Below are 24,294 nucleotides of genomic sequence, written 5' to 3'. Positions count from 1 at the left end.
TGGATACAAAGCGCTTCATATGCAGGCGCCCGCCTCCGACCGGAGCGCCAACGCAGCGCCAGGAACGTGGGGCTGGCGCTGACGGGCTTGAGCACGAAGGCCCTGCGACATTCATCGCGGGGCCCGTGTCCATCAGAAGGGCGCTGCCGGCTGGCGGGGCCATTCGTTCAGCGCCCCGGGGGTCGGGGAGGTGTACCGGGACGCATCACCTCGTCGTCGGGCACGTCGCGGGCTCGAGGTAGAAGCCCTCCCACGCGCCCGCGTCGGCGGGATTGCAGACGCCTCCGTTGCCGCCGTTCCCGCTCTGGATGGGGGCGCTGGTGGTGGTCTCCTTCCAGTGGCGCGCGGTGCCCGTCGACGATTCGAAGCCATGGCGATTGCGGCCACCGTGGACGCCGCAGTCGTGGCGGGTGAAGGACTCCGCCGTGGTGAGCGAGGCGTTCAGGGTGAGTTGGTCGGCGACCACCGCCAGGTACGCGCCGCTCGCGCCCTTGAGCTTGTATTTCGTACCGCTCGTGACGAGCTCGAAGACTTCGCCGGCGCTCTGCGTCGTGCCGAGGGCGGCCACCTTGCCGGCTCCGTCGACGGTGAGCCAGTTGTCGGAGCGCTCGCTCTGGATACGGAAGCAGCCAGCGCTGCCAGTCTCGATGTGGCACGTCGCATCGCAGCCATCGCCCGATTGGGTGTTGCCGTCGTCGCACTGCTCGCCGCTTTCGACCGTGCCATTGCCGCACGCGGGGGCGGTGTTGCCATCCGGACAGGCCACGGGTTCGAGGTAGAAGGCCTCCCAGGAACCGCCATCGGCCGGGTTGCAGGCGCCGCCATTGCCGCCGTCACCGCTTTGAATCGGCTCGTCCGGCGTGGCTTCCTTCCAATGAGGCGCGGTTCCCGAGGAAGCCTGGAAGCCGACACGCGTGCGCCCGCCATAGCCACAGGCGAGCCGCGTGAACGACTCCGCGCTGGTGAAGTTGGCGCTCATCGTGAGCTGGTTCGCCTCCACCGTGAGGAACACGTCGCCCGAGCCCTTGAGCTTGTATTGCGCACCGTTCGGGACGAGCTGGAAGATCTGCCCTCCTGATTGCGTCGTGCTGCCGGCGACGACCTTGCCCGCGGTGTTGACGACGAGCCACTTGTCGGAGCGCTCGCTCTGAAGCTGGTAGCAGCTCCCGCCGGAGGTCTCGGCGAACGTGGCCGTGTAGGTGGCCGCGCTGGCTGGCGTGGTGAAGGTATGCGATTGCGCACCGCCATCCGACCACGACACGAACGACCAGAACTTCCCGTTCGCGTACTGTGGCGAATCAACCCCTACCGAGCGGATGACCCCGACCACGCCAGTCGTTGTGTGAGGCGCCGGGAACGGCTGCCCGTCCATCAGCACCTGCAGCCCGCTCGGCACGGTGGTCACCGTGAGGGGGACGGTGACGGGGTGTACGTCGCGATACGTCGTGTGGGTGAGGCCAATCGAGTCGCGCACCGTGAGGCGCACGCGGTACCAGACGTTGCCCGAGCTCTCGCCGACGTTGGGGATGGGCCAGCCACCGCTCGCGATGCCGGTGGTATCGGCCATGGCCGGATGCGTGTGGGTATCGTGATGGAAGATGATGTTCCAGGTCATCGCGCTCGGAGGCAGCGTGCCATCCTCCTCGTCGTTGGCCGTGCCGGTGAACAGCAGGTTCGTGCCCGCGGTGTAGGTCGCGCCCGCGGCCGGCGTCACGATGGTGGCCACCGGCGGCTTGTTGGACGTCACCGTCAGCACCGCCTCGGCGCTGGTGGTCGAGCCAATCCCGTTGGTCACGACCACGCGGAAGCGCGCGCCGCTGTCGGTCAACTGCGCGGCGCTCAGCACGTAGCTGGACGAGGTCGCGTCGGCGATGTCCACGCCGTCCCGCTGCCACTGATAGGTGAGAGGCGGCTCGCCGCTCGCCGACACCTCGAAGGTCGCTGGATGGCCGGCGGAGACCAACGTGCTCGCCGGTTGCTGCGCGATGGTCGGTGGCAGCGAGGCTGTGTAGGCGATGCGCCCCACCTGGCCCGCGCCGCGCGCCAGATAGTAGAGCGCGCCGTCAGGCCCCACATCGAGGTCCACGGGCCCCGAGGCGGCTGTCGCGAACAACGCATGCGCGCCCGTGTCCGGGTCGATGCGCCGAATCCAATCGTTGGTGTAGTCCGCGAAGAAGTATTGGCCGACGTACGCGTTGGGAAACGCGGGGACCGGCGGATTGTAGAAGGCACCGCCCGCGATGCAGTTGCCTGCGGCCGTGCCGGAGCCATGCGGGTACGCGTAGAACGGCTGCGTGAGCTCCGGGCGATTCGTGAAGTAGCCCTCCGTCATCGGCCAGCCGTAGTTGGCACCGGCCTGGCCACGGTTGATCTCCTCCCAGCCGCCTTCACCCACGTCGTTGATGAACATGAGCCCCGTGCCGGGCTGGATGTCGAAGGTGAAGGGGTTGCGCAGCCCCATGGCCCAGGTCGCCTTGGCGAGCCCGGTGGCGGTCGCGTAGAACGGGTTGTCCGTGGGGATGCTGCCGTCCGGGTTGAAGCGCAGCAGCTTCCCGAGCGGTGTGGTCAGGCTCTGCGAGTTGGAGGAGACCGCGTTCTCACCGACCGAAACGTAGAGCTTGCCGTCGAGCCCGAAGCGAACCGCGCCGCCGTTGTGGTTGGCGGCGTCGAGCGTCGGGAAGTCCGCGAGCACCAGCTCGCTTCCGGGAACCACCACATTGCCGTTGGCGGTGAAGCGGCTGAGCCGATTGTGGATGCTGCCGTCGATCGACGTGTAATAGACATACAGGTAATGGTTGTGTTCGAAGTTGGGGTCGAACGCGACGCCCATCAGCCCACGCTCGTTGCCGGTGTCCACGGCGAGCGTCATGAACGGAGTCGCCAGGAGCTGGCCGTTCTGGACGATGCGGAGCGAGCCGTTCTTCTCCGAGATGAACAGGCGCCCGTCCGGCGCGAAGGTCATGGTCGTCGGTCCCTGGAGGCCACTGACGAAGACGGAGTCGGCGAAGTTGGGGTCTTGCACGACGGCACCCGCGCGTGAGACCCCGAGTTCCGGAGCGGACTCCGCCGAGCAGCCCACTGCGAGGGAGAAGACCGCGCACACGACGAAGAACGCGAGGGGAGACCCCGCTCGTTCGCTGGCGCTCAACTGTGATTGCATCACCATGGCTCCCGGTCGGACAGGCTCGCGCGTCCCGTGGGTTGCGTGAGCGTTTCTGGTGCTGTCCAGTTTTACCGTGAAAGCCTATGGCTCTGAATGAACTTGAGAATGGGTGGCTATTTGCGGTGCAGGTGTAGCTTTCTCAAAGCACCGCGTGCGCGGCTCGCTCGCATTGACGCTCTGTCGTTCGTGGAGTTGATGTGCTCAGGTCGCGGCGACCGATTCTTGGGTAGGCACAGGATGCAGTCGAAACCAGCGGGCGATGAGCATCACCTCCTGCGCTTCGTGCGCCCGGAAGCCCAGCGTCTCAGGCTCGGGCTGCTCGAAGATTTCGCGGGCCCGCTGCTCCAGCGCCCGGTGTTCTTCGGCCGTGACAGGCGCGGGCAGCTCCGCGCGCACGCTGCCCCGGCGCAGCACGTAGGCGCGGTCCTCGCCGCCGTGGCCGGGCACCGTGTAGACGAAGGAGAGGCGCTTGAGCAACTGGCTCAGCTCCACCACCCAGCCGCGTATCAGCTCCAGCCGCTCCGCCCTGTCCCGCAGCTCCGCGGCGTATTCGAACTGGAGGCGGCGGGCCGCCAGCGCCATGCGCTCGCGCAGCAGCGTCAGCGGCGTGTCGGACGTGCCTTCCAGGAAGGCGCGGGCCTGGGCCACGCGCGCGTCGTACTCCGCGTGGGTGCAGCCTCCGGCGCAGGGCGCCAGGCAGCGGGAGAGCTGCCCGCGCATGCACAGCGGCTCCTGCTTCAGCGGGAAGAGCTGCCCCTGGTCCGCCAGGCGCATGGGCGTGTCCGCCGCGCAGTCCCGCAGCTCCAGCAAGTCACTCACCGCGCGCACCACGTCGGACACGGCGCTCCGGCCGTGGAAGGGCCCGTAGTAGTCGCCGCGCTCGCCGTTGGCGCGGCCCACCACGCGCAGCCGGGGGACAGGCTCTCGCGTGAGGTGGATGAAGCAGTGGCCCCGGTCCCGCTTGTGCTCCACGTTGTAGAGGGGGCGCTGCGACTTGATGAGGCGGAACTCGTGCAGCAGCGCGGCGAACTCGCTGGGCGTGTACTCCCAGACGATGCGGTGCGCGTGGGCGATGATCTCCGCCGCCTTCTCATGCGCGTCCGCGCGGAAGTACGACAAGAGCCGCGTGCGCACCCGCACGGACTTGCCCACGTAGAGCACTTCGTCCGAAGGCCCCAGCATCCGGTAGACGCCAGGGCGATTCTCCGCGTGCTCGCGGACGTGAGCGAAGAGGGCGGCGACGCGGGATTCCATGAGGCAGGAGGCCCGCACCGTAACTGGCGAAGCGCGTCGCTTCCACGGCTCGCGCCAGCGGGGCCCGCTCGCGGGCTGAAGCCGCCAGGGGAGGCGCCTGCCAGACGTCAGCGCCCGGCACGGCGAGCAGGCAGGTCCCGCCACGCCGTTGCCCGGGCCCTCCGCCGCGGGCGAGCCCCCGCGCCTGCACGCCGTCTGGTGCCGACGGACAGGCACGGAGACCTCACTCACCCCGCGGTGAAATCACTCCGCCTGCGCGCTGGGACAGCCGAGGCCGGGGCACGGACAGAAGGTGTACTCGCAGACCAGCCGCGCCTCCTCGCACATCTGCTCGGCCTCGGGCGTCTGCGCGCGCGACATACAGCGCACGAAGAGCCAGCCGCAGTCGCTGCACGCCATCGCCTGGACCTCGCCGGACTCGTCGAGGCCCTGGGGCGCCGCGGCGTCCTCGATGCCTCCGCAGCCCATCAGCAGTCCAACGGCCAGCACCGCTCCCACAAGTCCTCGCATCCTGCCTCCTGGTTTTAGTGGATTCCCAGTATAGCCGGGTCCATCCGCCCAGGTGGTCGCGTGCTCGGGACGCACGGCGTCAACACGCCGAGTGCGGGACGGCGGCCTCGTGGAGGGCCGCGCGCCCCGTCTCGCGGTGGAGCGAGGCTACGCCGGCTCGATGAAGTTCAGCCGGTATCCGTCCGGGTCGGTGACGATGAGCTCCCGGGTGTACCAGGGTTGGACGGTGGGGCCCTCCACGGTGGCGCCCTGGGCCTGGGCGCGCAGGAGGACCTCATCCAGGCTGTGCGGTGCCTCGGCGCGGAAGCCGACGAGCACCCCGGTGCCGCGCCGCCCCTCCAGCTTCAACTGCGGCGGCGGCGTGACCAGGTAGACGTCCAGCGCCTCCGCCCACCGGAGGTGGACGAAGGGGGGCTCGGCGCTCACGCGCGTGAAGCCCAGGGCCTCATAGAAGGCCACCGAGCGCGCGCTGTCCGTCACCAGCAGCTTGACGAAGGCGGCCGTCACTTCGCGAGGCCTTCGGCCTTCAGCGCCTCCTGCACGGAGGGCCGGTCCGCCACGCGGGCGTGATAGGCGCGCAGCGCGGGGAACGGCTCCAGGTCCACCTTCGTGTGGCCGGCCCAGTTGAGCGTGGTGAAGAGGTACGCGTCCGCCACGGTGAACTGCTCACCCATCAGGAACGCCTGCTTCGCCACCACCGCCTCCAGCACGCCCAGGCGCAGCGCGAGCCGCTCCTTCGTCAGCCGCTTGCCTTCCTCCGGGAAGGCCGGGTTGAAGAGCGGGCTGAAGCCCTTGTGGATTTCGGTGGAGATGAAGTTGAGCATCTCCTGGAGGCGGTAGCGCGCCAGCGTGCCGTTGGCCGGGGCCAGCTTCTTGTCGGGGACCTGGTCGGCCAGGTACTGGACGATGGCGGGGCCCTCCGTCAGCAGGCTGCCGTCATCGAGCTGCAGCGCCGGGACATAGCCCTTGGCGTTGATGCCGAGGAAGTCCTCGCCCGCCGCCGTCTTCTTGGCGCGGATGTCCACCTTCTCGGTGGTGAAGGCGAAGCCGCCCTCGCGAAGGATGATGTGGGGCGACAGCGAACAGGCACCAGGAGAGTAGAAGAGTTTCATGGCGCGGATTCCTGCACGACTCCCTCGCCGTTCGCCATGAATTCAGCCGCGGGTCGGAGAAGGTCGGCCTTGCTCCTCCAGGCGCCCCCTGGGTCGGGCCTGCCCGGGTGACCCGCAGGTACTGTGAGTGATAGGGATTCGCGATGGTCGGCACCGGTCCGGGGAGCCCGTCCGGCCTCTTTCCCTCAGTGCATGCCCGGCCCCGCGGGCCTGTCCGGATACCTGAACCTATGCGTCTCAAGCGGTCCTTCCTGCTTCCACTCGCGGTGTTGTCCCTGGGCGTGCTGCCGGCGTGCTCGGATGACGGCGACGACAACCCTCCCGGCACCGACGCCGGGGCCGACGCCGGCATGGATGCGGGGACGGATGCCGGCACCGGCGCCGACGCGGGCGACGACAATCCGGGCCCCAGCACCGAGCCCGGTACCTGTCCCGCCAACACGCTGCTCTGCGAGCTGTTCGACAGCGGCAACGACACCAACGGCTGGACCCCCAGCTCGGAGAACGCTTCCATCCAGGTGGACAGCACCCGGACGCGCAACGGCCCGGGCGCGCTGCACGTCGTCACGGAGGATGGGCACGACGAACGGCAGCGGCCGGGGACGGCCATCGCGCAGTGGCAGAAGCGCATCCCGGCCTTCGAGACCCAGCTCTTCGTGCGCGCGCACGTCTACCTGCGCTCGCTGCCAGGGGCCTTCGGGCAGATGGGCACCTTCTTCGTGCTGTCCAACTTCGACGCGGACTTCGGTGGCTTCGAGCTCCAGGTGATGCAGGACAGCGGCTTCGCGCTGGATGACTGGTCCTTCCGCGAAGGGCAGGGCTGGAACCGCCAGCCCGAGCCCATCCAACTGGGCATGGACGCGGGGCGCTGGGTGTGCCTGGAGTGGGAGGTCCGCCGCGACAGCACGTCGAGCACCCATGGCAACACGCGCGTGTACGTGGATGGTGCGCTGGCGCACGACTTCACCAACATCGGCATGCGCGCCTTCAACAACTTCTCCGTGGGCTACGGCTTCGTCCACCCGCTGGGCGCGTCCGGCTCGGAGACGTGGATTGACAACGTGGTGGTGAGCACGCAGCGCGTCGGCTGCGACTGAGGTGCCGTCCCTGGCGCCTGTCAGGGTGCCCGAGGCTTGTTCGTGTCTTTGTGACACCAAGGCTCGGGCGCCTTCGCGCGAGCGCTGACAGACAGGACGCAGGGTATGTCGTTGAAGGGCATTGGACAGCAGACGGTGGACATCCTCGAGCGGGGCCAGTACCTGGCGCCCTCGGGGCGGCGTGTCGAGCTGGGGGAGGCCGTGGAGCGCGCGGTCTCCGGCACGGCGCTGTACCGGCCGGGGGACTTCTCGCGCCTGTCGTTCCCTTTGGCCGACACGCCGTTGGCGCCTCGAATCGAAGTCACCTCGGAGAAGACGGGCGCCGCCGCTCGTCGGCTGGTGGAGGCGGGCGCGTCCCAGGTGGCCGCGCTCAACTTCGCGTCGGCGAAGAATCCCGGCGGGGGATTCCTGGGCGGAGCGAAGGCGCAGGAGGAGGACCTGGCGCGCTGCTCGGCGCTGTACGCGTGCCTGCTCTCGCAGCGCGAGTACTACGACGCCAACCGCGCGGAGCCCTCGCCGCTCTACACGGACCACCTCATCTACGCGCCGGACGTGCCCTTCTTCCGCGATGAAGACCTGGCGCTGCTGGAGCAGCCCTTCACGGTGTCCCTCCTCACGGCGCCCGCGCCCAACGCGGGCGTGGCGCTGGCTCGGGACCGGGACATGGGCGGCCGCATCCGGAAGGTGCTGGAGGCGCGGGCCCTGAAGGTGCTCCGGGTCGCGGCGCACCAGGGACACCGCACGCTGGTGCTCGGCGCCTGGGGCTGCGGCGTGTTCCGCAACAACCCGGTGGAGGTCGCGGAGGCCTTCGCGTTGGGGCTGGGCTCGCTCCCCGGTGCCTTCGACCATGTCGTCTTCGCCGTCTACGAGCGCGGCGGCGACGGGCCCAACCTGCGCGCGTTCCAGGCGCACTTCGCGTGAAGCGCGCAACGGCCCCGGCGCCCTGGGCGGGCAGCCGGGCGAGCGGCCGTTGGGGGCCGCTGGGGCCGTGTGCATCGTTCCCTCCGGAACGCGGCAGGGACACCGGAAAGGAACGAGGACACATGGCGACCGGGACGTTGCGTGGGCCCGACATCCAGCGGGTGGCGCGGGCGGGGAAGGAAGCGGGCCGCGGCGGCGTGGAGTGGGCGGCCCGCGTGGGCTACACCGCGCGCGCCGCCGTCTACGCGGTGATTGGCGTACTGGCGTTGATGCTGGCCGCGGGCGAGGGCGGTCAGACGACGGACACGCACGGCGCCGTGGCGGAGGTGGCGCGCCAGCCCTTCGGCTCGGTGCTGCTGGTGCTGCTGGGCGTGGGGCTCCTGGCCTTCGCGCTGTGGCGCTTCGCCCAGGCCGCGTGGGACTTGGAGGACAAGGGCCGCTCGGGCAAGGGAATCGCGGCGCGCGTGGGCATGGCGGGCAGCGGGGTGATTCACGCCAGCCTCGCGCTCACGGCCTTCAACCTCCTGCGTGGCCGAGGCGGAGGTGGCAGCGGAGGCAATCAGGGCCTCACCGCGAAGCTCTTGTCGCAGCCCTTCGGTCAGGTCCTGGTCGTCCTGGTGGGGGTGGCGGTGATGGCGTTCGCCGGGTACCAGCTCTACCGGGCCTGGAAGGGGCGGATGTTGGAGAAGCTGACCCTGTCCGGGCTGGCCGCGCGCCGGCGGACGTGGGTGGAGCGCATCTGCAAGGCGGGCGTCGCCGCGCGCGGCGTGGTGTTCCTGTTGGTGGGCTGGTTCTTCATCCAGGCCGCGTTGAGCGCGGACCCGGGCGAGGCGGGCGGTCTGGGCGAAGCGCTGGGCACGTTGGCCGCGCAGCCCTTCGGACCCTGGTTGCTGGGCGTCGTGGCGCTGGGCCTGGTCGGGTACGCCGTCTATCAGCTCTGCGCGGCGCGCTACCGGCACATCCCCACGCCGTCGTGAGCGGGGCCTACACGCGCCGCTGCAGGTGGGCCAAGGCCGGCGTGAGCAGCGCCTGGGGCGCCACCTGGGCCTGCGCGCCGACCAGGGCGGGGTAGGTGTCGATGGGCGCGGCGCTCCCCACCACGAAGTCCGCGGCTTCGCGCAGCTTCGCCAGCGCGAAGTCCGTGCAGTGGATGGTGATGACGGGCAGGAGGCCGGGTTCGCTGAGCCACCTCACGCCGTCCGACAAGTCGTGGGCGCTCACGAAGCCTTGTACGGCGTCACGCAGCTTGCGGCTCTGCTCCAACGCCGCGGCTATGCCGTTGCGCCGGTCCCGCTGTGGGGCGGGGACGTAGGGCTCCGAGTCGTCCTCTCGCGGCATGATGATGCTCTCAATCCACATCGGAGCGCCTCCTGACGGAACGGCCGGCGCGACCATGACTGGGATTGCACATGCACCCACCTGGACGCCGAACCGGGCGGCATGATGCACCCGTTCGGCACGCCCTGATTCACTGATGGCGCCAAGTCCTTTCCAGAAGGCGTCAGGGTGTAAGAAATCGGAGGGTGGGCCGCGCCCCACCGCGTGGGCCGCGCCCCGCATGTGTTGATGAGTGGATGTCCCACCGCGCCCGTGGGGCAGGGGGGCATGGGGCCTAGCGTGGCAAATCCACCACGAAGGCGGCGCCACCTCCGGGCGCCTCCTCCACATGCACGCGGCCCCCGTGCGCCTCGATGATCTGCCGGACGATGTGGAGCCCCAGCCCCAGGCCGCCGCGGCGCTGGGCGTTGTCGCCCTGGGTGAAGCGCTCGAAGACGCGGCTCCGGTCCGCTTCGGGGATGCCCGGTCCGCCGTCCTGCACCACCAGCCGGAGGGAGTCCGGCGTGTGCCGCAGCGTCACCTTCACCGGCTTGCCCGCGCCGTAGCGGAAGGCGTTGGTGAGCAGGTTGCTCACCACCTGCTCCATGCGCAGCCGGTCGAAGCGGCACGGGGCCGGCGTGTCCACGTGCGAGTCCAGGAGCACGCCCGCCAGCCGCGCCTCCTCCGTGAAGCGGGAGACGACGTCCGACACCACGCCGGCCAGGTCTCCCTCCATGAACTGGAAGTCCAGCTTCCCCGTCTGGATGCGGCTGACGTCCAGCAGGTTGTCCACCAGCGCGCCCAGGCGGCGGAGCTGGCGCTCCGTGTTGTCCAGCTTCCCGGAGACCTTGTCGGAGCCGATGGCCGCGTCGGGCGTGGTGCCGCCCAGGCGCCGCAGCAGTTGGACCTGGAGGCGCAGCGACGTCAGCGGCGTGCGCAGCTCGTGGCTGGCCATGGAGAGGAAGTCGTCCCGCGTGCGCACGGCTTCCTGCAGCGCGGCCTCCGTCTCCTTCAGCGCGGTGATGTCCAGCATGGCGCCGCGCACCACCGCCACGTTGCCCGTGGCGTCGCGAATCACCCGCGCGCGGCTGGTGAGCCAGTGCCAGCTCCCGTCCGGCCAGCAGGTGCGGAAGGTGGAGGTGTAGGCGTCCACGTGCTGGGTGAAGATGGAGGAGACCTGGGCCTCCACCTCCGCGCGGTCCTCGGGGTGGATGGAGGCGAGGAACTTGGCATGCGTCCACTCCGCCTGGGGCTGCGCGTAGCCGTAGAGCCGGTCATGCCCCTCGGAGCGGAAGACCTGGCCGGTGACGAGGTTCGTCTCCCAGACGGCCATCTGCGCCGAGTCGAGCGCGACCTGGAAGCGCTCGCCGAGCTGACGGAAGCGCTCCTCGGTGCGGGCCACCTCGTTCTCCGCGAGCTGACGCTGGGTGATGTCCGCGGCCAGTACCCACGTCTCGTCGCCCACCACGCGGACCGTCACCTCCAGCCAGGTTCGTGACGGCAGCTCCGCCAGGAAGCGGCCGCCCTCGCGCGCGGTGAGCGCCGTCATCAGGCGCTCGTGGAGCACCGTGCCCGCCAGCTCCGGCCGGGCGAGCCAGGGCTCCTGGCCACGCACCTGCTCGGCGGGCAGCCCCAGCAGGGCGGCGGCGCGCGCGTTCATCTCCCGGACGCGGCCGTGGGCGTCGAGCGTGAAGAAGGCCTCGCCCATCATCTCCTGCAGCACACACAGCCGGGCCTCGGCGGACAGGCTGGCCTCGTCGGCGGCGTGGGCGGGCAGCTCGGTGGGGGCGGCGGGCTCCGAAGGACGAACGGGCTCGGAAGACGGAGCGACTCTCATGCGGGCCGGGAAATTCTCCTGGCCTTCAGGAGGCGTCAAGTCGGCCGGCGCGTCAGCCGGCTCACGGCGCCTGTCCCGTCGTCCCCGCTTCCGGCCCCCCCCAGGCCCCGACTCGCCCATGCGCGCTCAGCCTCCGTTCGCTGCCGCCGTGGGGTCCACCAGGGGTTCAGGCATGACCCAGAGCGCCGTGGGCTGAAGATAGGCCTCGTCGAATGCGAAGAGAATGCCCGTCCAGCGGTCCCAGAAGTGGGCCCAGTTGTACTCAGTGGGCGGCGCGGTGAGCGGGTTGCCGTCGCGGTCCGGCTGGCTGTAGGCGAAGTCCGCGTAGGTCCACGTCATCGTCCCGAAGTCCGTGGACAGCAGCGGGGTGATGGCGCGCAGCAGTTCAACGCGTGACACCTCGTCCGGGCGCTGGACGGCGGGGGAGAAGACGGGCTGGGCCATGTCGTGCTGCTCGCGCCAGGCGATGTAGTTGTTGCCCATGGCGATCAGCGCGTCGCGCGCGGCCGGCGTGGGCGCCAGGCGGGCCTCTTCGTACAGCGCGAAGGCCGCCACCAGCAGGCTCTTCCAGTGCATGCCGGGGAAGAGGGTGTCGAACTGGAACGGGCGCGGCGTGTCGAAGGCGTGGGCGACCGCGTAGTCAAAGGCCAGGCGGGACTGCGCGGGTACCGCGCCCGCCAGCGTGAACTCCGTCAGCACGCGCTCCGGCGTCACCACGCCCGCGCCCGCGCGCCAGTCCATGTAGAGGCGCCCGGAGCCGCCAATGTCCGTGAAGATGGCGAGGTTGCTCTCGTTCAGCGTGCGCTCCAGCGTGTCCACGATGCGCTCCGCCTTGTCGAGCGGGTGCACGCCGGGCGCGCTCGCGTAGAGCGCCACGAAGCGGTGGGTGGTGGCCAGCAGCGTGCGCGGGTCCAGCAGGGCGGCGCCATTGAGCGCCGTGGTGAGCGAGGCGAGGGAGGCCGCCACGTCGATGGGCAGGCCGGACAGCACGAGCTCGACGCCGAGCTGCTGCACGTTCGGGTGCAGGGTGCCCGTGAGGCCCACGCGCCCCAGCGCCTGCTGGAGCGACAAGGACGGCTGGCCGCGCGCGACGCGGATGACGCTCCGGGCCAGGGACGCGCCGAGCAGCCCTTCACCGCCGGTGCGCGAGGCGTGCGGCGCGAAGACGAACCAGTTGGGCCGCACGGCGCTGACGCCACCCGGGGTGAGGGAGGGGTCCAGCAGGCCGCCGACTTCATAGGCCAGCTCGATGTAGCCCGCGGTGATGCGGTTGTTGTCCTCCAGCGGCGTGGTCTGTGCGTGGGAGAGCGAGGCCAGCAGCACGCTCGTGACGAGCAGCGCGCGGGGCAGGCCCGGGGGGATGGGGCGGGAAGGGGACAGGTGCATGGGAGTGGGAGGTAGCCACGCCCAGGCGCCTTCGAATGCATTCCTTCTGCCCCGTGCGAGCAAAGCGTCTGGCAGCGGACGCTGGCGCGGCTCACGGACAGGCGCCGCAATCCTGTGCGCAGTTGTCGTACCGGTTGGAGGTGCCACACTGCTCCGTGGCCTGGCAGACGGTGTCCCCACATTGGTTCACGTCGGCGGGGGACAGCCGCGTGGTGATGGGGCGGTAGGTGACGCCGCCGTAGGTGCACGCCTCGTAGTAGAGGCCGCTCGCGTCCAGCGTGCAGTGCGACGTGCAGGCGCCCACGTACACCATGGGCGCGCAGGGCACGAGCGTCTCCGTGCCGTCGTGGAGCAGGCCCGCGCAGGCGCGTGAGGTGCTCTCCTGGGGGCCCAGCGGCGCGCGGTCCGCGCCCACGTGGATGCCCTCGGCGGTGAAGAGGTTGCCGAAGAAGCACGACTCCTGCCGGGAGTGCGAGGCGAGCTCCTGCGCCGTGGAGGGGATGACGGCGCCCGTGCCGTCCAGGCCCAGGACGGAGATGAGCAACGCCTCCCCCAGCCGGTTGGCGTGGGCCGCCAGGCACGCGGAGACCACCTGCTGCTCGGCCACCGTCGCCGGGCTGCCAGCGGCCCAGCCCGGCGCCAGCCCCAGGCCGCCCTCCCAGGTGTACGACTGCTCCAGGGCGGGGGCCGCGTAGGTCCGCGTCTGCCCCGCCGGCACGGCGCAGCGGACCACGTAGCGCATCGCCATGTCCGCCAGGGAGGGATTGGCCTGGAACCAGGTGTTGAAGGACTCCGATGACAAGCCATTGAAGGACAGCCCGTTGAACGACAGGCCGTTGAACGACAGTCCATTGAATGACAAGCCATTGAAGGACAGCCCGTTGACCGACTCCTGCGGCTGCGTCAGCGCGCCTGTGGGAGCGGCGGCGTCTGGTGGCGGCGGCTCGCAGCCCGCAAGGCCCAGCGCCGTCACAACGAGCAGCGGAAACGTCTTCGAGAACAGAGTCTTTTTCATCGGCTCCCCGGGGGTCCAGTCACCGGACGGCTCGCGGTGCGAGCGTCCGGGTGCGGCCACCCGAGGAGTGCGGGCCTGATGAATGGTGGCTGGCGCGAAAATTTGTACCGGGAATGCGTGCGGGCAACCGGTACTGGCGGGCAGTGTTTGCAATCGCTGACAGTCCGACGGTGCTGGAGGTGGGCACCGGGGACACACCGGCGGTGCCTTGGGGGACGGGGTCGCCGTGGCGTTGTGGACGCGTCCCCGCGCATCCGTTTCGTGCCGGATGCTGCCGGTGTTGAGGCCCGGAGCATCCGCCCGTCGCGCATGGGCGGTATCCGTCCCGCGTGGTGTCATCTCTTCCGCGGGAGCTGGCATCGCAGGAGCGTGCGATGGGTGATGGGTCCTCGAGAAGGTGGGCAGGCTCCGGCGCGGGCGTGCTGAGGGCTCTGCCCGGGCATGAGCAGGCGCCGGCCTCCGCGGCGCCTCCCGAGGGCTCGGTGGCGCTGGTGTTCACGGACGTCCAGGGCTCCACGCGGCTGTGGGAGCGTTGTGGCGCGGGCATGCGCGCCGCGCTGGAGGTGCATGACCGCGTCCTGCGTTCCCTGCTGGCGGGCAGCGCCGGCTATGAGGTGAAGACGCAGGGGGACTCCTTCATGATTGCGTTCCCCTCGGTGCAGGAGGCGCTGGGGTGGTGCCTGGAGGCGCAGGACGTGCTGCTGCGCGCGCCCTGGCCCGTGGACATCCTCTCCCAGCCCGAGGCGGCCGAGGAGATGGGGCCCGGGGGGCTCCTGTTCCGGGGCCTGCGGGTCCGCATGGGCGTGCACGTGGGCGAGCCTGAATGCCGCGTGGACGCGCGCTCCGGCCGGACGGACTACCTGGGCCGCATGGTGAACGTGGCGGCGCGCGTGGCGGCCGCGGGCCATGGCGGACAGGTGCTGGTGAGCGGGGGCGCCTGGGCCCAGGCCGCCCAGGCGCTGGAGCCGCTGGGCCGGCCCGCGGTGCGTCCGCTGGGCGCGTTCCGCCTGAAGGGCATCGACGACGCGGTGGCGCTGGTGGAGGTGCTGCCCGCGCACCTGTCGGAGCGCCGCTTCGGGGTGCCTCGCGCGCCGCGTGACCGGCAGGGCAACGTGCCCGTGCTCCAGGAGGGACTGGTGGGCCGTGTCCTGGAGCTGGGCCTGCTCCGCCGCTGGTTGTCGGACGGCGCGCGGCTCGTCACCCTGCTGGGCCCGGGCGGCATGGGCAAGACGCGGCTGGCCACGTCCTTCGGCGCGCTGGAGCGGGAGTCCGGGGCGTGGGAGGGCGGTGTGTGGCTGTGCGAGCTGGCCGAGGCGCAGACGGCGGAGGCGCTGTGCCTGTCGGTGGGCCAGGCGCTGGGCATCCCCCTGCGCGCGGACGGTGACCCGACCGAGCCGGTGGAGCGGCTGGGCCGGGCGCTGAACGACTGCGGGGACGTGCTGCTCATCCTCGACAACCTGGAGCAGGCCGTGCAGCACGTGCCCGCCACGCTGGGGCGGTGGCTCCAGCTCGCGCCCCGCGCGCGCTTCCTGGCGACGTCGCGCGAGGCGCTGGGCCTGCTGGCCGAGCGGGTGCTGGACCTGGCGCCGCTGTCCGTTCCGGAGGAGGGCGAGTCCCGGCTGGAGGCGCTGGTCCGCTCGGACGCGGTGCGCCTGTTCACGCAGCGGGCGCGCGAGGCCCGGGGCCACTTCGAGCTGACGGAGGGCGAGGCGCCCCTGGTCGCGGACATCGTGCGGCAACTGGATGGTATCGCGCTGGCCATCGAGCTGGCCGCGGCGCGCATGTCGCTGTTGAGCGTGAGCCAGCTCCGGGAGCGGCTGCCGCGCCGCTTCGAGCTGCTCCGCGCGGGGCGGCGTGATGGCCACACGCGGCAGGCGACGCTGCGAGCCGCCATCGACTGGTCCTGGAACCTGCTGGAGCCGGAGGAGCGGGCCGCGCTGGCGCGCTGCTCGGTGTTCCGCGGCGGCTTCACGCTGGAGGCGGCGGAGGCGGTGCTGGGGCTGCCGCCGGAGGGGCCCTCCGTGCTGGACGTGCTCCAGTCGCTGCGCGCCAGGTCGCTCTTGCGCCTGCTGGAGGCGGAGCTGCCCGGCGGTGACGTGCGGCTGGGGCAATACGAGAGCATCCGCCAGTACGCCGCGGCCCGGCTGGCCGAGGCGGGCCCGCACGGAGGCGTGGGCGACGCGGCCGCGCTGGCGGAGCGCCACGCGGACTGGTACCTGACGCTGGCCCACGGCCTGCGCGCGCAGGTGCGCAGCCACGGCGGCGCGGAGGCGCTGCAGCGGCTGGCCCTGGAGCGGGAGAACCTCCTGGCGGCGTGTGACAACGCCCTGGCCGTGAGGCCCGCGACGTCGCGCTCGGTGGCGCGCGCGCTGGAGGCGCTGGTGGCGCTGGAGCCGGAGGTGGTGACGCGGGGCCCGGTGCGCCTGCTGCTGGAGCGGCTGGACGCGGCCCTGGCGATGACGGACCGGGTGGGCGTGGCGCACCGGCTGGTGGCGGAAGCCGTGGCGGTGCGGGGCCGCGTGTTCCTGGAGGCGGGAGACCTGGCGTCGGCCCGGAGGGACTTGGAGCGCGCGCGCGAGTCCCTGCGGACGTTGGGGGCGGTGGCGGGCGAGAAGCGCGTGCTGGTGGACCTGTCGATTGTCGCCCGACATGAAGGCGAGCTGGCCCAGGCCTGGGCGCTGGTGCGCGAGGCGCGGCGGTTGTCGTCGGAGGGGGACCGCTGGCTGGACGCCTATACCGTGGGGAACCTGGGGCTCGTGGAGCAGGCGCGCTGCGGCCCGGAGGCGGCCATCCCCCACCTGCGCGCGGCGCAGGCGCTGTTCCACGGCGTGGGCGACGTGACGTTCGAGGTGGGCTTCCTGTCCAACTGCGCGGTGGCCATCGGGGAGCTGGGGCGCACGCGGGAGGCGATGGGCCTGCTGGAGGACGCGATGGCGCGCTCGGCCAGCGTGGGGGACCGGGCGGGGCATGCGCTGGCGCGCCTCAACCTGGGCTGCTGCCTGCTGGAGGAGGGCCGCCCGCGGGACGCGCGAGAGCACCTCCTGGCCGCGGCGCGGATTGGCCGGCAGTTGGGACAGCGGCTCCTGGAGGGCACGGCGCTGGGCGAGCTGGGGCGCGCGGAGCTGGCGCTGGGCGCGTGGAGCGAGGCCTGGGCGCGGCTGTCGGAGGCGGTGTCCGGCCTGGGGCGGGTGTCACGCGGGCAGGTGCTGCGCTTCGCGGTGTACCGCGCCGTGGTGGAGGCGTGCGTGGGGGATGCCGCGGCGGCGGAGGCGAGCTTCGTCGTGCTGGAGGGCGCGCCGGAGCTGCGGGAGAACCCGGTGCTGCGCGAGCTGGCGGCGCTGCTGCGCGCGTCGGTGGACCTGGCGGAGGCGAGGGCCGCGGGGGACGACGTCGCGCGGGCGCAGCGGGCCTTCGCGTCGGTGCGGCAGCGCATCGCGCGGGCCCGGGGCGCGCCGCCAGAGGCCGCGTCGTCGGACCTGCGCGGCGCGCTGGGCTTCCTGGAGGAAGCGCTGTGGCGGCTCACCGCGGCGCCCGTGGAGGTGGAGGCCGTGGCGGTGGAGGGCGGGAGCCCGCCTGCCTGCGCCGGGGCTGCTTGACGCCCCGGAAACGGCTGTGCTTCAAGCGGCGCTCCCATGCCCGACGCGCACGTCACCTTCGTCTCCGTCGCCTCGCGTGAGGGCCATCCATGACGCCCGCCCTGCCCGAGCGGACGCGGCGCATGCTGGGCTCGGCCGCCGCCTCCGTCGCGGCGAACGCGGGGCCGCTGGGCGCCGCCGGGGTGGGGCTGCTGGCCTTCCTGGCCATCTACGGGCCAGCGGCGCTGGACCCCACCCGCCTGGGCTGGCTCATCCGAGACGACTTCAGCCAGCACCTGCTGGGCTGGCTGTTCTTCCGCAACGAGCCCTGGCGCTTCCCGCTGGGCGCCATCGACGGGTACCTGCATCCGCTCGGGACGACGCTCGGCTACATGGACGCCATCCCCTGGGTGGCGCTGCTGCTGCGGCCGTTCTCCGGCCTGCTGCCCGCCGACTTCCAGTACATCGGCCCGTGGATGTGCGCGTGCCTGATGCTCCAGGGCGCCTCGGCCGCCTGGGTGGCGCGGCGGACGGGCGCCACGGTGGCGCAGCAGTGGCTGGTGGGCGCGCTGCTGGTGCTGTCGCCCACGCTGCTGGCGCGCATGAGCATGGCGCACGAGGCGCTGTGCGCGCATTGGACGCTCATCCTGCTGGTGGGGCTGCACCTGGCTCCGCAGCGGGACGCGCGCGACGCGAAGCAGGCGCTGGGCATCGCGCTGGCGCTGTGCGTGTTCGCCGCGGGGGTGCACCCGGTGATTGCCGCCATGGTGCTGGCGCTCGCGCTGTCGCTGTGCGCGCGGACCGCGCTGGAGCGGAAGCTGCCTTGGCGCTGGCCCGTGCTGGGGGCCGTGGTGCACGTGGGCAGCGTGCTCGTGCTGTTCTACGTGCTGGGCTACCTGGGCACGGTCCGCACCCTGGGCGCGGGCTCCTTCGGCGGGTTCTCCGCGGACCTGTTGGCGTTCGTCAATCCCCTGGGCTACCAGCGGGACTTCTCCTGGTCGCGCTTCCTGAGCCCGCTGCCGAGGCAGGGCGCCCAGTACGAGGGCTTTGGCTACCTGGGGCTGGGCGTGCTCTTCGCGCTCTGGGCCGCGCTCGTGCTGGTCGTCCGCGACGCGCCGCTCGTCGCGCGGCACTGGCGCCGGTGGGTGCCCGTGGCGCTGGTGGCGCTGGGCCTGTTCTTCTTCGCGCTCTCCTCGCGCGTCACCTTGCGAGGCGAGCTCATCGCGGACCTGACGCGCCTCTACGCGCCCGTGATGCGGTGGGTGGAGCCCTTCCGCTCCTCCGGCCGCTTCGTGTGGCCGCTCTACTACCTGCTGGCGCTGGGCGCCGCGCTCGCGCTCATCCGCCTGCCCAAGCCCACGGTGGCGCCGTCGCTGCTGGCGCTGGCGTTGGCGCTGCAAGCCTTTGACGTGAATCTGGGGCGGGGCCATCAGGCGAAGGAAGGTCCGGCCTGGAACACGCAGCCATCCGACGCGCTCCGCGAGCTCGCGGTGGGGCGCGAGCACCTGGTGCTCTACCCGCCGCAGATGCATGACGGCTCCGGGCGGGGCTGCCGGGCCGGGCCCATGGACTTCCACCGCTGGGCCTACCGCGCCTACCGGCTGGGCCTCACCTTCAACAGCGGCTACGTCGCGCGCCTGGATGACGCGCGCGCCCAGTCCTACTGCCTGGGCCTGGATGACGACATCCGGGCGGGCAGGCTGGACCCACGGACTGTCTACCTCTCCATCCCGCAGCGGCTCCACGAGTTCCGCGCCATTCGCGGGACGCGCTGTGTGCAGGAGGAGCGGCTGTGGCTGTGCGTCCTGGAGCAGGCGCCTGCTCCGCCGGTGGAGCGGGCCGCCCCCTGAGCCCGAGGGAGGACAGGGGACACGAGAGGGGGTATGGAAGGGCCGTGAGCGCTTCAACTCCTCGCGGCATCCTCTTCGACCTCGACGGCACGCTGGTGGACTCGCTGCCGGACATCATCGACAGCTTCCTCCACGGCTTCACGCACGTGGGGCTGCCGGTGCCCACCTACGAGCAGGTCCGGGCCTTCATCGGCCACCCGCTGGACTGGATGTACCGCCAGTTCGCGCCGGAGCCGCACGTCGCCGCCCTGTGCGCGGCGTACCGTGCGCACTACCCGCTCAACTTCCACCGCAACTCGCGGCCCTATCCAGGGGTGGCGGAGGTGCTGCGCACGCTGCGCGAGCGCGGCTACCTGCTCGCGGTGGCCACCACCAAGCGCCCCGACATGGCGCGCAAGTTCGTGGACGCCATGGGCCTGGGCCCGCTGCTCCACCACGTCCAGGGCACGGATGGCTTTCCGCACAAGCCCGCGCCGGACGTCATCCACCACGCGCTGGCGGCGCTGGGCACCGGCGGGCTGTGGATGGTGGGGGACACCGCGTTGGACCTGCGCGCCGGACAGGCCGCGGGGCTGCGGACCTACGCCGTCACCTGGGGCACGCACCCGGTGGACGTGCTCGCCAGCGCCTCGCCGGATGAGCTGCAGCCGAACCTGACACGGCTGCTGGCGCACCTGCCGCCGCTGAAGTGAGCACGGCCGCCCCTGCGTGGGGGAAGCCAGCGCCCGGCCCGCCTGACGGCGGCGGGTGCAGGACCTCGGGCGCTGGCCTCTGGCGAAGCGGCCTCCGCGCGGCAGGTGGGCCCATCAGTCCGCGGCCATGCCCGGGCACTTGCCCGTGTCCAGGTACTTCGCGTTCCGGTGGATTTCGGAGCTCAGCGTGTCCTGCCGGGCCGGGTCGACGGCGGTGTAGACGATGACGACGCCCTCCGGGGAGTCATGCACGCTGGCGACGGACGGCACCGACGGCGCCCCCGCGGAGCCCGGCTCCTCCTGGCCGCCCATCTCGTCGTAGTCCACGCCCGGCGGCTGGGCCATGCCGCTGCCTCCGGTGCCCTGCTGCTGCTGGAACTGCATCATCCGCCGGCTGCGCTGCTGGAGGTCCGCCACCTTGTCGGTCTCAGAGGTGACGATGATGAGCGCCACGCCCTCCGGGATGTCCTCCGCGCGCGCCTGCGCGCCGGACACGTCCATGGGGCAGTCCGTCTTCATCCGCGCCCGCGCGCCGGGCGACACGCCGTCGTCCTGCTGTGGCATCTGCTGCGCGGTGGGCGGCATGCCGCCCTGGGCTGACTCGCCGTGTTTGGAGCAGCCGACCGGGAAACCCATCACCGCCGAGGCGGCCAGCACCGCCGGGAACCTGAACTTGGACATGCGCCCCCCTTTGCTGAAAGTCCTGCGCGCAGAAGGTGGGGCGCGGTGCGCGGCCCTGGCAACACGCACTGACGTACCAGGAGGCCCGTCGCCGGGCCGATGCGCGTATCCGCGGCGCGACGGATGCGCCCGGCGCTCACGTCAGCCGCGCGACATCCTCCGCCGTGTCCACGTCAGCGCCGCCGCCCGGCAGCGGGACTGTCACCACGCGCGAGGGCTCGCGCGCAATCACGCCGCGCGCGCCCTGGGCGGGGCCGAGCGCCTCCAGCTCCGGGAAGACGCCGCGCGCGAAGAGCGCGGGCACGCCCCGGGTGTCCTCGTAGGCGGAGGCCACCACGGGCGCGCCGCCGCGCTCGAACGCGGCCAGCAGCGCGCGCAGGTGCGCGGCGTCCACGCGGAGCTGGTCACACAGCAGCACGAGCACCGCGTCCAGCGCGGGCGGCTCCAGCTCGCGAAGCGCGCCCAGCCCCGCGCGCAGCGAGCCCCCGGGCCCGGCGGCCCAGTCCGGATGGTCCACTGCGCGCACGTCCAGGCCCGTCAGCTCCGCGGCGACCGCGTCCCGCGCCGCGCCCAGCACGACCACCACCGGGCCGCACCGCAGGGACGCGGCGGCCTCGGCGGCGCGCCGCACCAGCGTCGTGCCCTGGTAGCGCACGAGCTGCTTGGGGTGGCCCAGCCGCGAGGAGCCCCCCGCGGCCAGCAGCACCACGCCCACCCTCACGCCAGCCTCCGCGCCGGCGGCGCCGCGGCGGTGTGGATGGGCGCCCGCCGCTCGCGGAGCTTGCCGCCCTCGCGTCCTGCGACGACCGCTTGCAGCTCCGCGATGATGGACAGGGCAATCTCCTCCGCGCCCTCCGCGCCCAGGTCCAGCCCCACGGGGGCGTGCAGCTTCTCCAGGTGCGCGTCGGTGGGCGCCGAGCCCAGCTCCGCGAGCAGCCGGTCCGTGCGCGAGCGCGGCCCCAGCACGCCCAGGTAGCGCAGGGGGCGGGGGAGCAGCCGCGCCAGCAACTCGCGGTCCTGCGGCAGGCTGTGCGTCATCAACACGGCCAGCGTGCGCGGCGACAGGGGCACCGCGCCGGGCGCGTCCGCCGCCTTCGCCGACACCACCGCGTGGGCCTGGGGAAAGCGGCGCCGCAGGGCCTGCGCGGGCCGGTCCGCCACCACGGTGACGTGCCAGCCCAGGGCCGCGGCCTGGTTCACCACCGGCACCACGTCGAAGCCGCTGCCGAAGAGCACCAGGGGGTGGGGCGGCTCGACGACCTCCACCAGCACGTCCGCGCCGCCGCAGGGGCCGCTCCACGTGCGGCCCGCCGCCAGGGCCTCGCGCGCCGCCGCGCGCACGGCGTCTCCCAGCGCGCCGGGAAGTGAGCCCGTGTCGGCGCCGTCATCGCGGAGCATCAGCCGGGCACCCACGGCGCTCGCGGGGCCCCGGTACACCGTGGCCACCACCGCCCGGCGCCCGGCCGCGCGCGCCCCCGCGGCGAAGGTGAGCGCTTCCCCCGCGCCCGAATCCCAGCGCTCCAGCAGCACGTCCACCACGCCGTTGCAGCCCAGCGCGAAGGAGAAGGCGCCCTCATCCTCCGCGGCGTCGCTGGTGGAGTCGTAGCGCAGCAGGCGCGGGCCGGTGGTGGTCCAGAAGAAGGCCTTGCGGACGATGTCGGCCTCCAGGCAGCCGCCGCTGACGCCTCCCGCCAGCCAGCCGTCCTCGCTCATCAACATCCGCGCCCCCGGCCGCCGGTACGCCGAGCCCGCCACGGCGACCACCGTGGCCAGGACCAGCGGGCCGCGAGCCGACGTGCGCGCGCGGAGGATGGCGTCCAGGTCCTTCATGTCTCGTCGTCCTTGGTGGGGGTGGCCGGAGCGCGAGGGCGAACTGTAGTCGGCGCCATTCCATCCCGGCCAGTGACGTTCCTGGCGCGCGGGATGCCGCGGCGCGCGGCAGCGGATACACCTGGTGGCTGGATGAATCCGCGCGGCTGGGGTGTAGTCCCCATCCGCATGCCCGTCCTGCGTTACGCCTTCACCTTGAATGCCGTGCGTGAGCTCGGCCGTCTGGCCCCGGACATCGCCCGGGCGCGGGCGGAGGCGGCCCTGGACACCAGCCTCCAGCACATCCGCGAGGCCTGCACCACCACGCTGGGCATGGAGTTCGACACGCTGGTCTGCTTCGACGCCCGCTCCGTGGTGCGCCTGTTCTCCCACGCGGAGCAGGCGCGCATCCTGGCCCGGCTGGTGGACGAGCGGGCGCGGACGCTCGCGCGGGTGGGGCGCTACCAGGAGGCCCTGGAGGACACCGTCTACGCGGGCCAGCTACTGGCGCACTCGCGCCAACGCTTCGGCGTGCCCAAGGACGCGCGCGCCGCGGAGACGCTGGAGCGCGAGGTCCCCGAGCTTCGCTGAGCGGGCGCGCTTCACTTGGAGCGGGGTCCGCCGCGCGGCGGCTGTGCTCCAGGCTCCGGCGCTTCGGGCTCCAGCCGCGCCTGCCGTTCGCTGGCCTCCCAGGACGCCTGGGCATCGCCCGCGTGAACGCTGCGGGCGGAGTCGTCATCCTGCTGGCCCGTCCACGTGGTGTGGCCCCCGGCGTAGCCTTCCAGGGGGCGTGGTCCCCGGTGGGACTCCACGTCCAGGTCCTTCTGCTCCTCCTCGCGCAGGCGCCTCCGCTCCTGTTCCCGCTCGCGCTCGTGCTGCCGCTCCAAGGGGTCTTCCGCCATGGTGCCGTCACCTCCTGCACCAAGGTGGTGTCCGGCCGGAGAGAAGGCAGCGCCGGGCGCGGCCGCACGCGGCTGGCCGCACGCCCGGCGGTCAATCAGCGGGCACCCTGCGCGGGCCCGTCCTTCCTCGCCGCTCAGCCCTCGCGCATGCGCAGCACGACCTTGCCCGTCGCCCGCCGCGCGTCGAGCTCTCGCAGGGCCTGCGCGCCCTGCTCCAGCGGGAACACCGGGCCCACGACGGGGGTGAGCACCCCGCGCTCCGCCATGGCCTCCAAATCCTTGGCGATGGTGGGCGTCAGGGACGGCTCGTGCAGGAGGAAGCCGCCCCACGCCACGCCCACCACGTCGATGTTTCGCAGCAGGAGCCGGTTCACCTGGACCTCGGGGATGCGTCCGCCCGCGAAGCCCACCACCAGCAGGCGGCCCTCGGGCGCCAGGCACTTGAGGCTCTTGTCGAAGATGTCGCCGCCCACCGGGTCCACCACCACGTTGGCGCCCAGGCCGCCCGTCTTCTCCCGCACCTGGGAGACCCAGTCCTCCGTCGACAGCAGCACCTCGTGCGCCCCGGCGCGCCGGGCCACCTCCGCCTTGCGCGCGTCGCTCACCACGGCGATGACGCGGGCCTGGGCGCCGCGCGCCACCTGCACCGCCGCCGTGCCCACGCCGCCCGCGGCGCCATGGACCACGACGCGCTCCTCCGCCTTGAGCCGGCCTCGCCGGTGCAGCGCGAAGTGGGCCGTGTGGTAGTTCATCACCACGCCCGCCGCCGCCTCGAAGCTCCAGCCGGCGGGGATGGGGAACACCATCTCCGGTTGAATCGCGGCCACCTCCGCGAAGCCGCCCAGGCCAAAGCTGAACGCCATCACCCGCTGGCCTGGCTTCACCGCCGCGCCCGCGGGGGCCTGCCGCACCACGCCGGCCACCTCCACGCCCGGAATGAAGGGCAGGGCGGGCTTGAGCTGGTACTGCCCTCGGGTGAGCAGCAGGTCCGGAAAGCTCACCCCGGCCGCCACCACGTCGATGAGGACCGAGTCCCCCGCCTCGGGCTCGGGCACGTCCACCAGTTGGAGCCCGTCGGGCCCGTCCAGCCGCTGCAGTTGCAGTGCGCGCATCGTCGCCTCCCGGGCAGGAAGCGTAATGGCCGGCGACCCCGATGCCAGTCTCCCTCCCGCG

21 protein-coding genes are annotated in these 24,294 nt (G+C 72.3%); 7 read left to right on the top strand and 14 right to left on the bottom strand.

The genetic code is table 11. The annotated features are described in order from the left end of the window. Positions 1-205: 205 nt before the first annotated feature. From MYMAC_RS29780 to gstA, 5 genes are all read right to left on the bottom strand, one after another. Positions 206-3,160, bottom strand: coding sequence for a PQQ-dependent sugar dehydrogenase (locus MYMAC_RS29780; protein WP_239989083.1), 2,955 nt, complete (start codon positions 3,158-3,160; stop codon positions 206-208). 204 nt (positions 3,161-3,364) lie between these two features. Beyond that, on the bottom strand, positions 3,365-4,417 hold the full coding sequence (locus MYMAC_RS29775) for a UvrB/UvrC motif-containing protein (protein ID WP_095961730.1): 1,053 nt from the start codon (positions 4,415-4,417) through the stop codon (positions 3,365-3,367). 243 nt (positions 4,418-4,660) lie between these two features. After that, positions 4,661-4,927, bottom strand: a complete 267-nt coding sequence (locus tag MYMAC_RS29770; protein ID WP_170114786.1) for a hypothetical protein — start codon at positions 4,925-4,927, stop codon at positions 4,661-4,663. Positions 4,928-5,074: 147 nt separating this feature from the next. Continuing rightward, positions 5,075-5,434 (bottom strand): VOC family protein, encoded by a 360-nt coding sequence (locus MYMAC_RS29765; RefSeq protein ID WP_013938181.1) that lies wholly within the window; start codon positions 5,432-5,434, stop codon positions 5,075-5,077. Beyond that, entirely contained in the window at positions 5,431-6,039 is a 609-nt protein-coding gene (gene gstA / locus MYMAC_RS29760) for a glutathione transferase GstA (RefSeq protein ID WP_013938182.1), read from the bottom strand. Before gstA ends, MYMAC_RS29765 begins: the two co-directional genes overlap by 4 nt. A 230-nt stretch (positions 6,040-6,269) precedes the next feature. Between gstA and MYMAC_RS29755 the strand changes: the two genes are divergently transcribed. The 3 genes from MYMAC_RS29755 to MYMAC_RS29745 all read left to right on the top strand — a co-directional run bounded on the left by MYMAC_RS29755 (position 6,270) and on the right by MYMAC_RS29745 (position 9,034). After that, positions 6,270-7,136, top strand: a complete 867-nt coding sequence (locus tag MYMAC_RS29755) for a hypothetical protein (RefSeq protein WP_095960521.1) — start codon at positions 6,270-6,272, stop codon at positions 7,134-7,136. 105 nt (positions 7,137-7,241) lie between these two features. Continuing rightward, positions 7,242-8,057 carry a TIGR02452 family protein gene (locus MYMAC_RS29750; RefSeq protein WP_095960520.1) on the top strand — a complete coding sequence of 272 codons (816 nt, stop codon included), beginning with the start codon at positions 7,242-7,244 and terminating at the stop codon, positions 8,055-8,057. Positions 8,058-8,179: 122 nt separating this feature from the next. Next, complete coding sequence (locus MYMAC_RS29745) at positions 8,180-9,034, top strand: DUF1206 domain-containing protein (protein WP_013938185.1); 855 nt, start codon at positions 8,180-8,182, stop codon at positions 9,032-9,034. A 7-nt stretch (positions 9,035-9,041) separates the two neighbouring features. Here MYMAC_RS29745 and MYMAC_RS29740 read toward each other — a convergent pair whose 3' ends face one another. The 4 genes from MYMAC_RS29740 to MYMAC_RS29725 all read right to left on the bottom strand — a co-directional run bounded on the left by MYMAC_RS29740 (position 9,042) and on the right by MYMAC_RS29725 (position 13,612). After that, a complete protein-coding gene (locus MYMAC_RS29740) occupies positions 9,042-9,416 on the bottom strand; it encodes a hypothetical protein (RefSeq protein ID WP_095960519.1) in 375 nt (124 codons plus the stop codon). Between the two features lie 253 nt (positions 9,417-9,669). Then, positions 9,670-11,331: a sensor histidine kinase gene (locus MYMAC_RS29735; protein WP_095960518.1), complete on the bottom strand. Its 1,662-nt coding sequence runs from the start codon at positions 11,329-11,331 to the stop codon at positions 9,670-9,672. A 6-nt stretch (positions 11,332-11,337) separates the two neighbouring features. Further along, complete coding sequence (locus tag MYMAC_RS29730) at positions 11,338-12,597, bottom strand: hypothetical protein (protein WP_095960517.1); 1,260 nt, start codon at positions 12,595-12,597, stop codon at positions 11,338-11,340. 91 nt (positions 12,598-12,688) lie between these two features. Next, positions 12,689-13,612 (bottom strand): hypothetical protein, encoded by a 924-nt coding sequence (locus tag MYMAC_RS29725; RefSeq protein ID WP_095960516.1) that lies wholly within the window; start codon positions 13,610-13,612, stop codon positions 12,689-12,691. A 374-nt stretch (positions 13,613-13,986) separates the two neighbouring features. On the opposite strand from MYMAC_RS29725, the gene MYMAC_RS29720 reads away from it, so the two are divergent. The 3 genes from MYMAC_RS29720 to MYMAC_RS29710 all read left to right on the top strand — a co-directional run bounded on the left by MYMAC_RS29720 (position 13,987) and on the right by MYMAC_RS29710 (position 19,729). Beyond that, a complete protein-coding gene (locus tag MYMAC_RS29720) occupies positions 13,987-17,208 on the top strand; it encodes an ATP-binding protein (protein ID WP_204817017.1) in 3,222 nt (1,073 codons plus the stop codon). 89 nt (positions 17,209-17,297) lie between these two features. Next, the gene (locus MYMAC_RS29715; protein ID WP_095960514.1) at positions 17,298-19,037 is read left to right on the top strand and encodes a DUF6311 domain-containing protein; all 1,740 of its coding nucleotides are present in this window, start codon (positions 17,298-17,300) and stop codon (positions 19,035-19,037) included. Positions 19,038-19,081: 44 nt separating this feature from the next. Further along, positions 19,082-19,729 carry an HAD family hydrolase gene (locus MYMAC_RS29710; RefSeq protein WP_095960513.1) on the top strand — a complete coding sequence of 216 codons (648 nt, stop codon included), beginning with the start codon at positions 19,082-19,084 and terminating at the stop codon, positions 19,727-19,729. Between the two features lie 114 nt (positions 19,730-19,843). Here the strand turns inward: MYMAC_RS29710 and MYMAC_RS29705 are convergent, their stop codons facing one another. The 3 genes from MYMAC_RS29705 to MYMAC_RS29695 form a co-directional block, all read right to left on the bottom strand. Next, positions 19,844-20,410, bottom strand: coding sequence for a hypothetical protein (locus MYMAC_RS29705; RefSeq protein ID WP_239989082.1), 567 nt, complete (start codon positions 20,408-20,410; stop codon positions 19,844-19,846). 136 nt (positions 20,411-20,546) lie between these two features. Further along, positions 20,547-21,131, bottom strand: coding sequence for a nucleotidyltransferase family protein (locus MYMAC_RS29700; RefSeq protein ID WP_095960511.1), 585 nt, complete (start codon positions 21,129-21,131; stop codon positions 20,547-20,549). Beyond that, positions 21,128-22,240: an XdhC family protein gene (locus MYMAC_RS29695; protein WP_095960510.1), complete on the bottom strand. Its 1,113-nt coding sequence runs from the start codon at positions 22,238-22,240 to the stop codon at positions 21,128-21,130. The genes MYMAC_RS29700 and MYMAC_RS29695 overlap by 4 nt, the downstream gene beginning before the upstream one ends. A gap of 168 nt (positions 22,241-22,408) precedes the next feature. Between MYMAC_RS29695 and MYMAC_RS29690 the strand changes: the two genes are divergently transcribed. After that, entirely contained in the window at positions 22,409-22,810 is a 402-nt protein-coding gene (locus MYMAC_RS29690) for a hypothetical protein (RefSeq protein ID WP_095960509.1), read from the top strand. Positions 22,811-22,821: 11 nt separating this feature from the next. Here the strand turns inward: MYMAC_RS29690 and MYMAC_RS29685 are convergent, their stop codons facing one another. After that, a complete protein-coding gene (locus tag MYMAC_RS29685; RefSeq protein ID WP_095960508.1) occupies positions 22,822-23,121 on the bottom strand; it encodes a hypothetical protein in 300 nt (99 codons plus the stop codon). Between the two features lie 134 nt (positions 23,122-23,255). Continuing rightward, positions 23,256-24,233 carry an NADPH:quinone oxidoreductase family protein gene (locus MYMAC_RS29680; protein ID WP_013938202.1) on the bottom strand — a complete coding sequence of 326 codons (978 nt, stop codon included), beginning with the start codon at positions 24,231-24,233 and terminating at the stop codon, positions 23,256-23,258. Positions 24,234-24,294: the final 61 nt, after the last annotated feature.

It is taken from the genome of Corallococcus macrosporus DSM 14697, assembly GCF_002305895.1.
Taxonomy (GTDB): domain Bacteria; phylum Myxococcota; class Myxococcia; order Myxococcales; family Myxococcaceae; genus Myxococcus; species Myxococcus macrosporus.
The sequence above is the reverse complement of the archived record's forward strand: the minus strand, read 5'-3'. Positions and strand labels throughout refer to the sequence as shown.

What these genes read in the sequence shown, in the direction of transcription:
- MYMAC_RS29715 (WP_095960514.1), top strand. Translation starts at nt 17,298, where the DNA reads ATGACGCCCGCCCTGCCCGAGCGGACGCGGCGCATGCTGGGCTCGGCC.
- MYMAC_RS29750 (WP_095960520.1), top strand. Translation starts at nt 7,242, where the DNA reads ATGTCGTTGAAGGGCATTGGACAGCAGACGGTGGACATCCTCGAGCGG.
- MYMAC_RS29745 (WP_013938185.1), top strand. Translation starts at nt 8,180, where the DNA reads ATGGCGACCGGGACGTTGCGTGGGCCCGACATCCAGCGGGTGGCGCGG.
- MYMAC_RS29755 (WP_095960521.1), top strand. Translation starts at nt 6,270, where the DNA reads ATGCGTCTCAAGCGGTCCTTCCTGCTTCCACTCGCGGTGTTGTCCCTG.
- MYMAC_RS29695 (WP_095960510.1), bottom strand. Translation starts at nt 22,240, where the DNA reads ATGAAGGACCTGGACGCCATCCTCCGCGCGCGCACGTCGGCTCGCGGC.
- MYMAC_RS29680 (WP_013938202.1), bottom strand. Translation starts at nt 24,233, where the DNA reads ATGCGCGCACTGCAACTGCAGCGGCTGGACGGGCCCGACGGGCTCCAA.
- MYMAC_RS29740 (WP_095960519.1), bottom strand. Translation starts at nt 9,416, where the DNA reads ATGTGGATTGAGAGCATCATCATGCCGCGAGAGGACGACTCGGAGCCC.
- MYMAC_RS29705 (WP_239989082.1), bottom strand. Translation starts at nt 20,410, where the DNA reads ATGTCCAAGTTCAGGTTCCCGGCGGTGCTGGCCGCCTCGGCGGTGATG.
- MYMAC_RS29685 (WP_095960508.1), bottom strand. Translation starts at nt 23,121, where the DNA reads ATGGCGGAAGACCCCTTGGAGCGGCAGCACGAGCGCGAGCGGGAACAG.
- MYMAC_RS29720 (WP_204817017.1), top strand. Translation starts at nt 13,987, where the DNA reads ATGGGTGATGGGTCCTCGAGAAGGTGGGCAGGCTCCGGCGCGGGCGTG.
- MYMAC_RS29730 (WP_095960517.1), bottom strand. Translation starts at nt 12,597, where the DNA reads ATGCACCTGTCCCCTTCCCGCCCCATCCCCCCGGGCCTGCCCCGCGCG.
- MYMAC_RS29725 (WP_095960516.1), bottom strand. Translation starts at nt 13,612, where the DNA reads ATGAAAAAGACTCTGTTCTCGAAGACGTTTCCGCTGCTCGTTGTGACG.
- MYMAC_RS29690 (WP_095960509.1), top strand. Translation starts at nt 22,409, where the DNA reads ATGCCCGTCCTGCGTTACGCCTTCACCTTGAATGCCGTGCGTGAGCTC.
- MYMAC_RS29780 (WP_239989083.1), bottom strand. Translation starts at nt 3,160, where the DNA reads ATGCAATCACAGTTGAGCGCCAGCGAACGAGCGGGGTCTCCCCTCGCG.
- MYMAC_RS29775 (WP_095961730.1), bottom strand. Translation starts at nt 4,417, where the DNA reads ATGGAATCCCGCGTCGCCGCCCTCTTCGCTCACGTCCGCGAGCACGCG.
- gstA (WP_013938182.1), bottom strand. Translation starts at nt 6,039, where the DNA reads ATGAAACTCTTCTACTCTCCTGGTGCCTGTTCGCTGTCGCCCCACATC.
- MYMAC_RS29735 (WP_095960518.1), bottom strand. Translation starts at nt 11,331, where the DNA reads ATGGGCGAGTCGGGGCCTGGGGGGGGCCGGAAGCGGGGACGACGGGAC.
- MYMAC_RS29770 (WP_170114786.1), bottom strand. Translation starts at nt 4,927, where the DNA reads ATGCGAGGACTTGTGGGAGCGGTGCTGGCCGTTGGACTGCTGATGGGC.